Here is a 9195-nt window from a genome sequence, read left to right on the forward strand (position 1 = left end):
CCGGTGGCCGTTGACCCGTTCCTCGACGGAATCGTCGTCTCCCTGACCGGGATGCACATCCCGGAAGCGGACGCGTCGGCGATCCGTGCCGTCGTGGAGGAGCCCAACACCGCGCTGACCAAGGCGCTGGACGACCTCCAGGCCGAACTGGCCAAGATCGCCGGATCGGTCAGCGGCTCCGTCGACGGCCGGTGGAGCGAGGCGTACGCCCAGGCGATGTCGACGTTCGCCTCCGGCAAGGGCGGCGACGCCATCAAGAACCTGCGCGACACGGCCGCGGCGATGGCGGACTTCGGGCACGAGTCGGCCTACCAGGTCGACTACACCAACCGGATGATCATCGCCCAGGCCGTGATGTTCCTCGCGGAGTGGGCGATCACCCTCATCCTGGCGATCTTCAACCCGATCGAGGCGGCGATCGAGCAGTCGTTCCTGCGCGCCCTGTACCGGGCCATCATGCGCAGCCTGATCAGCCGGCTGGCCATGATGATCGCCGAGCACGAGGCCCTCAACATCGGTCTGGGCGCCGCGATGGACCTGCTGGTGCGCTGGTCGCTGTCGAACGACGGCGAGACCACCTCGCACGGCGGCGACTACATCAAGCAGGCCGTGGGGTTCGGCGCGGTCCAGGGCGCGTTCGGCGCGTTCGTGCCGATCCTCGGCAACTGGGCGGCCAAGGGACTGGGCGGGATCTTCGGCAAGGACACCGCGAAGAACCTCTTCGGCAACCTCTCGCACGACCTGGACCTCAAGCCGCCGCCGGGCAAGGGCGGTTTCGGCAGGGACCTCGGCGACGGTCTCGACAAGGGACCCGGTGAACACGGCCCCGGCGGCGGCCCGGGCGACCGCAGCGTGCCGCCGCCCGGCGGCCGGCCCGGCCCGCACCTCGACGGGGACGGCGAACCGGTGCCGCACGGCGGCCCGCTCGGCACGGGACCGCACGGCACCGGCGCCAAGGACCCGGTCCTCTCGGACCTCGTGCCGGACCCGGTGGCGCTCGGACCCGGGTTCCTCAAGGACTTCTCCGGAATCACCGGCCGCTTCGTCGACGACCACGCGTTCGGGGCTTTCGGCAAGGACGCCTCCGACGCGTTCCGCTCCTCCATCGGCGACCTGTTCGCCCGGGACCTGCGCACTCTCGACGCCGGCACCGCCCGGGCGATCGGCGAGGACTGGGCTGACGCGTTCGTCCGCAACTTCGGCCGCAAGGGCCTCGCCCAGGAGCTGGACGGCGCGCTGGGCGGCCTGCCGAAGGACATGGGCGGGCTGCGCGGCGCGCTGAGCCACGGCGTCGCCCGCGGGATCGGCCCCGACTGGCGGCGCAAGGTGGTCTTCCACACCACCATGGCCGGTTTGGAGGCCGGCCACCAGAACCTCTCGGAGGGCGTGTACAACCTCGCCACCACCGGCCACTTCACCACGAGCTTCGCCACCGGCCTGGCCGGCGCGGTCGGCGGCCGGCTCGGCCACGCCCTCCACGTCAACGCGCACGCGCTGGGCTCCGGGCTGGGCTCCTCCCTGCGCTCTCTGAAGGACCCCGGCTCGCTCGGCGGCGGCCACCTCGGCCCGGTCAACGGGGGTGTCCACGGGGGCGTGGGCGGGGGCCACGGGACCCCGCTGCCCGAGCCGCGCCCCGCGTCCCACCCGGCTCCGACACCGGCACCGGCACCGGTGACGACCGCCTCCGACGGCCACACCCCCGGCTCGGACTCCCTGGACGTCCCGCCCGCGCTCTCCCGGCCGGCCGGCTCCGGCACCGGACACCTGCCGGGCACGGTCGGCGGCGGGTCCGGGCTCGACGGCTCCCGAGGCGCCGCGTACGTGCCCACGGTGGACGGCAGCACCCTCCACCAGCCGCCCCCGCCGCCGCTGTCGCCCGGCCGGCACTCCGAGTTGGTCCACCAGGTCAACACCGAGCTGACCGGCCTCGGACGGCCCGGACCGCACGTCGACTCCGACACGGTCGCGTCGTACTACCGGCAGTTGTCACCGGACTGGCACCACCAGGCCTTGAAGCACCAGGCGTTCGAGATCGCCGGACGGATCGCCAACGGCGGGCAGCCGCTCCGGCTGCCCGGCGGCGCCCCGCCGCCCGTCCCCCCGCACGACGGCACCGGGCAGCCGGGGCCCAGCACCGTTCCGGACCCGGGAACGAACGACGCGACGGACACGACGGAAGCGACGGAAGCCCAGTCGCTCGTCCCGCCGCCGGTCAATGCGCCGGTCAACCCGCCGGCCGCGCCCGCCGACAGCCGGACGCCGTCCCCGCAGGGCGTCTCCGAGCAGCCGCCGCCCACCCCGCGCCCCACCACCGGCCCGCAGGACCCGGCCCGGAGCGGCGCCGTGGACGGCAGCAACGAGGGTGAGGTCCGGGACAGTTCGGGCCGGCAGGCCCCACCCGCGGACGAGTCCGGCCTCGACAAGGCCCCGCCGATCCGCACCTCCGGCACGGACCTCGGCCCTCGCACGTCCGCGCCGGACCCCGGCCTTCGCACCGGACCGGGGACCGGGACGGATCTCGGGACGGACCTCGGAACCGATCTCGGCACGGACGGTGGGCCCGGCACGACCGGCGACCCGGCCCTGCGCCCGCCGACCGAGACCACCACCGACACACTCGTCCCCACTCCCCCGGAGCACACCCCGGGACCGGGCGACGACGCCCCGCTCACCCCGCCGCGGCAGGTGCCGACCACGGCGACCGAACACACCCCGCCGCCGGCCCCGGTCCCGGCCCCGGAGGTGCGGCCCGTGCCGCAGCGCCCGCTCCCGGCCCTCGGCCCCGAGCAGCGCGCCGCCTGGGGGCAGGCGCTGGGGCAGCACGCCCAGGGCCCCGGCCCCAGCAGCGCCAAGGGGAAGGCCCGCGAGGGCGCCCCGGCGGAACCTCTGGACGCCTGGGACGCCTTCGCCCACGCCTACAACGCCCACCAGTCGGCCCTCACCGACCCGGGGAACCCGGCGACGGCGACGGCCACCGACCTCCAGCTCGCCGCCCGCGACCTGGCTCCCTGGGGCCTGGACCCGCAGGCGCTGGTGACCGACTACCGGGCCCGCTTCGACGTCCCGCCGCCGCACCCGCTCACCACGGCCACCGAGCAGGGCGGCACGCGGCGGGCCACCGACACGGTGCCCGAACCGGAGGCCCCCGCCGAGCAGCCGCCCGCTCCCAAGGCCCCGGCGCCGCCCGCGCCCCCGGCCGAGTCCGAGGTCGAGCCCGCCCCGCCCCTCGCCACCGAGACCCGCACCCCGCCCCCGGCCGAACCCGTCGTCACGACGACGCCGCCGGCCGTCGAGCCGCACGACCAGCACCGGGACGAACACGACGACGCACACAAGGACGGCAAGGACCAGGAGCAGCAGCGGAGCGACCGGGGCCACGAGCAGGAACAGCGGGACGGCCGGGACCAGGACGGGGAGCAGCGGCACCTCCCGCCGCCCGCCGAGCAGCGTCCCGCGCCCGAGCCCGCGCTGCCGGCCCGGATCGGCGACGACCTGCGGCTGGGCGGACTCGACGTCATGGAGGACTTCCACTCCGACGACGCGGTGCTCGCGCAGGTGCGGACGCTGATCGAGCAGGCGGGCGGAACGGCCGCGTGGGACCGCAGCGGAGAGCGGGCGACGGCGCTGTTCTCGGACGGCAGCCTGCGCCCGAAGGCCCCGGGGATGCTGCGCGGTGGCCGACCGGTCACGCTCGTCGTGCCGCTCGGCCGGGGCCGCTCGCTCAGCCTGGCCCTGCATCTGGACGGCGCCTCGGCTGCCTCCCGGCTCAGCTACAAGGACGCGGTCGGAACCTACGAGTTCGAGCACAGCGCCGACGCCACCGAGACGGTGGCCGACGTCCAGGACGGCCGCACCACGGTCATCGGCGGGGTCCGCGGCCAGGTCTCCGGCCACGGGGCCGGGGACAGCGCGGCGCTGCTCGGCGCTCGCCAGCACCAGTGGTCGCAGAGCGACCAGCGGGCCGACCGGCAGATCAGCGGCGGCAAGACCGTGGAGCCGGCCACCCGGTTCGAGGGCACGGTGCGGGCCGTGCTCAGTCACCGCTTCAGCGACGCGCCCGCCGACCGGCTGGCCACCACGCAGGACTTCGACTTCGACACGCGCGTCGCCGTCCCCACCCGGGACGTCCCGGTCCCGACCCCGGCTCCGCTCCTGACGGACGCGGTGCACGGCGGGCACACCGACGACGCCGGGGACGAGGCGGAGGAGGCACGCGACACGCTGGGGCCGCTGCCCACCGGCACCGACCTGCGGATCGCGCCGCCCGCCCGGACGGACGGACCGCCGCGGGTGCGGGAGTCGCGGGCACTGCGCGGCTCCGACGTCGTCACCGATTTCCACCTCATCCCCGACGACCCGGCCCCGGGCGCCCACGGCACGGCGCAGGACGGCCGGCCGGGGTGGCGCAGCATCACGTCCTTCCTCACGAGCCGCCCGATGACCGACGCCTTCACCACCGCCTACGGCGCCAAGGCGGGCCGGGTCGCCAACGAGGTGGATTCCTGGCTGTCCGTGGAGCTGATCGAGGCGCACCTGCACGGGATGACCAACAAGCAGCCGCTGATCCTGGAGTTGGAGGGCGTGCCGGGCGGCCGGGTGGAGGTGCACGGCTTCACCGAGCCGCTCGGGACGCCGTCCGCGGTCCGGCCGCCCGACGGGACCGGGGACGGCGGGGGGCCCGGCCGCCCGATGCTGCGTCCGACCGGCGAGACGGCGACGACGGAGTTCCACTACGGCTCGGAGACCGACACCACGCAGACCCGGCAGGACACGGTCACCTGGTCCGGCCAACTCCCGTTGCCCGGGCGGCTGCGCGGGCAGGCCGGCACCGACACCGGCCAGTTCTCGGGCGGGTTCGACAGCAACGCGAACCTCGGCCACGGGCTCGGCGAGTCCGGCAGCCACCAGTTCCGGCAGCGCGTCACCGTCACCAACCCCGCCGCGGGGCAGAGCTGGCGCGGGCAGGTGCGCCTGCGCTTCGTCCTGCACGCGCCCGGCTCGACGTCGCCCACCTCGGCGGGAGCGCCGTTCCGGGGCGCCGTCCACGAGACCCGGGGCGGCTTCGAGGTGCTGAGCGAGAAATCCGCGACCACGCCGCCGGACAGCTACCGCGACACGCAGGTGTACGCGCCGCCGCAGCGGATCTGGCACCCGGACGCGCCGTCCACCGAGCACAACTCCAAGGCCACCGGCCCCTGGTGGCGACCGGGCACCGGCCACCGCACCGTGCCCGGCACAGGCACAGGCACAGGCACAGGCACAGGCACAGGCACCGGCACAGGCACACGCGGCGGGGCGCCGCGCCCGGCGTACCGGCCGCCCCGGCCGGCCGTGCCGCGGGGCGACGCCGGGAGCGTGCCGCTGCACGGCCTCGGCAGCATGGACCGGGTCACCAACCTGGACCTCGGCGGCTTCCACGGCATGCTCGACTCGATGGGCCGTCGCGCCTTCGGCGGTGACTGGGCCACCGTGCGCCCGCGGGCGGCCAGTTGGTTCCACCTGACCCGGGTGCGGGCGGCGCTGCCGGGGATGACGCAGCACAGCCCGCTCACCCGCACCGGGCTCTCCGGCCCCGGCTCGTCGACCCGGGCCTCACTGACCGCGGACTTCCACGAGCTGACCTTCAGCCGGGTGATCCAGCCGCTGTCCAGCCCGGGTACGGAGCACACCCAGGGCCGGGCGGTGACCGGCACCTCCACCCGGCAGATCAGCGTGCAGCCCGGGCTCGGCGGCCGGGGCGGGGACGTCGCCGACGGCAGCGTGCTCGGCGAGGTCATCGCGGGCGGCAGCCACACCGTCCGGGACGGCGACCGGCAACGCGACCAGCAACGCTCGGTGGTGGCGGTGAAGTTCGAGCAGCCCATGGCGGTGTTCGAGGGCTGGGTGCGGCTGGACGGCACGATGACCGGGCCCCGGGCGACCGTGCACGAATCCGGGCTGTTCCCGATCGAGGTGGCGATCCCGCTCAGCGAGGTGCAGGGCTCACGGCTCCACGACGCCGACGCGCCGCCGACGTTCACCCGCGACCAGCCGGCCGGCTTCGTCCGGCCGCCGGCACCGGCCCGGCCGGCGCCGCTGCCCACCGAGAGCACGGCTCCGCACCTCGCCACCGACTCCCGCACCGCCTTCGGCCACACCCCGCCGGCCGCCGCCAAGAGCCGCTTCCTGAAGAACCTCCTCACCGGCCTGACGTGGGGGCCGCGCACTGTGCCGGTCAACTCCACCGCTACGACCGCCGTTTCGGCGCCGGGCGGACATGGCGGCCTGCGGGGTCCGCGTCCGGTGCCGCCCACGGCGAAACCGGAACCGTCTCCTCTTAAACTGACGTTCCGTCAGCCGACAGCTTCGTCCTCCTCGACGCCCGCCGATCCGGGCGGCACCGCGATCCGGTCCGGGCCCCTCCCCCCGGCTCCCGGCGACGAGCCCGGGGCGATCGAGCTGGAGCCGGTGACGTTCGCGCGACCGGCAACCGACGGGGGCCCTCCCCCGGCGCCCGGCGGCACACCCGCTGAGCAGGCGCCGCCGCCCGCCGGCGACGTGACCACGCAGCGGGCGCCGGCGCCCGCACCCGGGCTGACCTGGACGCCGCCGGTCCTGACGGACGAGCCGCCGCAGCCGCCGCCGCACGCGTTGCAGGAGAGCTGGCACCCGTCGGACGTCCTGCTGGGCGTGGACCCGTCCACCGGCCTCGTCGAGGCGATCCGGCACGACCTGGCGCCGGTGCTCGGGAATGGCCTCGACACCGCGATGAGCGGCGTCGAGACGGAGTTCGGGCCGCACGTGCTCAACGCCCGGCTCGCCCACCAGTCCGGGCAGGAGTGGTCGCACGACATCCCGGTGGCCGGCGGCCGGCTGACCGTCAAGGTCCGCCCGGTGCGCGAGCCGCAGGCCGCGTACCTCGGGTCGACGAAGAAGCTGGAGACCGACGTCACGGCCGAGGCGCAATCGTCCCGCGGCCACCTGCACGACGACGCGTTGCGGTGGGTCGCCGGCGGGCGGCTCGCCGTGCCCTTCCCGCACGGCTCGGTGAGCGTCCAGGTCACCCACACCGGCGCGGTGCGCCCGCGGGACGTCCAGGCGCCGCTGCAGGGCGACGGCACCCGGCTGACCGGCAATCCCGGCGAGGGCACCAGCGGCGAACAGGAGGAACGGGTACCGGCACGCTTCAAGATCGCCGAGCCGCACGACCTGTTCCGCCAGCCGGTCAGGTTCGAGATCTCCTACAAGAAGCACCTGGGCGCCCACCTGCTCTCCGGTGTCCCAGAGGCGCCGGAACCGGTCCGCCTCCAAGGGGTGTTCGCGTACCCGTCGACCGCTCCCGCCGACTCGCCCGACGGCACCCCGCCGGCCGAACACCCGGTGCTGGACCCGGGTCAGCTGGTGCTGAAGGTTCGCCCGCACCTGCCCCCTCCCGTGCCGCCGGAGACACGAACGCCCGCGCCCGGAAACGGCCTTGGTCCGTCGACCGAGGCCCGCGTCGAACCACCGACCGAGACGCCCACCGAGACGCCCACGGACTCCCGCACCGAACCACCGACCGAGACGCCCACCCGGGAGACACCCGTTCCGCCGCGGGACGGGGTCGCAGGCACCGAGGGAGCCCGGCCGCCCGCGACCGCCCCGGCGCCGCCGGCCGAGCACCGCACGCCCGGCGAGGACCTGGTCGCCGCGCACATCCTCGACGGGCTCGCGACCGAGGGCCGCCGGGTGTTCGGCGACGACTGGCCCGCGGTGCGGGCCGAACTCGCCCCGCACGTCAGGACGATGTCCGTGCAGCACGGACTCGGCCCGAAGAGCCGCGGTGAGCGGCAGACCGTGGAGCTGGAGTCGGTGCGCGGCGGCCGGGTCGTCCTCGGCGCCCACCTCGACACGCTGGAGGAGTCGGGGTCCGGCACCACCGGCGAGTTCCTGACCGGCGGCCAGACCGTCCACACGGTCAGCACCTTGACCACCCGGGCGAGCAACTGGCAGATGATCGTCCAGGTGCAGGGCGACGCGCTGCCCGTGCAGCACCCCGGGGCCCCCGGCCTGTCCGCGTTCGGCCGGGTCGACGGCGGCTTCGGCGAGGAGACGGCGACCACCCGCGCGGAGAGCGGCGCCTCGGGCCTCGTCGTCCGCAAGAAGGCTCCCACGGTCGCGCACGTCGGAACGGCGACCGTGCACGCCGAGATGAGCCGTCCGACCGGCCTGCTCGGGCACGGCGACCGGGTCACCGGCACGGGCTCGGCGAGGATCGACTTCCTCACCCGGCAGTCGCAGGTGGACCCCCAGGAGCACACCCGCTGGGCGCCGCGCCCGGGCATCGTCCAGAACACCGCGCCGGCCGGCGGGCACGGTCAGGGCGAGCACGGGCACGATCCGGGCGAGCGGCCAGACGGGGGGCTGCCGGCGCGCGGCCTGAGTCGCGACAGCATCGTGCGGCGGCTGGTCGACGGCGCCCGGTTCCGCGCCGACGCGCTGCGCCAGCTCCGCACCCGGCTCGGCGAGGGGCGCACGAACCGGTTCGCCGACCGCGTCGGCCACGCCCTCGGCGACGCCCGCCTGGAGCGCGCCGTCCCGGCGATGACCCGCGGCACGCAGGTCGAGCTCTTCCGGTCCGGGTCGTTGCGGATCACCGGGACGGCTGACGTCACCGGCCTCGACTTCCGCACGATCGAGCACGAGGGCACCAACGCGTACACGCTCAACGAGGTCAACCACATCCGGGTGAGCCAGCCGAGCCGTTCGCGCGACCTGGGGTTGCGCTTCCTGCTCGGGCCGCACTGGAAACCGTCCAAGTTCGGTGGCTCGCTGCTGGGCGGCGCGGGCGTCAACCACCGCCGGAACATCGCCACGAGCTTCACCCAGACGGCCAAGCTCGCCGCGAATTCCACCACCGGCCGGCCCTACGCGGCGTTCGGCGGCACCGCCCGCGTCACCCTCACCGTCCATGACGGCTCGCACAGCTACACGCTGGACCCCATCGAGGTCAACGGCGAGGTGCTGCTGCCGCGGTCGGAGGCCCACCCCGTCCCCACAACGCCGCCGCCCGCTGAGGACGCCGCCCCGGAGACGGACGTCGAGCCCATCGCCCGCATCGTGACGACCAGTTCCGAGTCCGCGCCTCCCTCCCCGCTCCCCCCCCCCCCCCCCCCCCCCCCCCCCCCCCCCCCCCCGGCCCCCCGCCCCCCGGACCCCCCCCCCCCCCCCCCCCCC

The 9195-nt window shown here is 75.7% G+C and carries 1 pseudogene; it reads left to right on the forward strand.

The features are described from left to right. Positions 1-3: 3 nt before the first annotated feature. Positions 4-9195, forward strand: a pseudogene (locus tag K7862_RS07095) (hypothetical protein); the annotation flags it as partial.

This window comes from Actinacidiphila acidipaludis (genome assembly GCF_019890725.1).
Classification (GTDB): domain Bacteria; phylum Actinomycetota; class Actinomycetes; order Streptomycetales; family Streptomycetaceae; genus Actinacidiphila; species Actinacidiphila acidipaludis.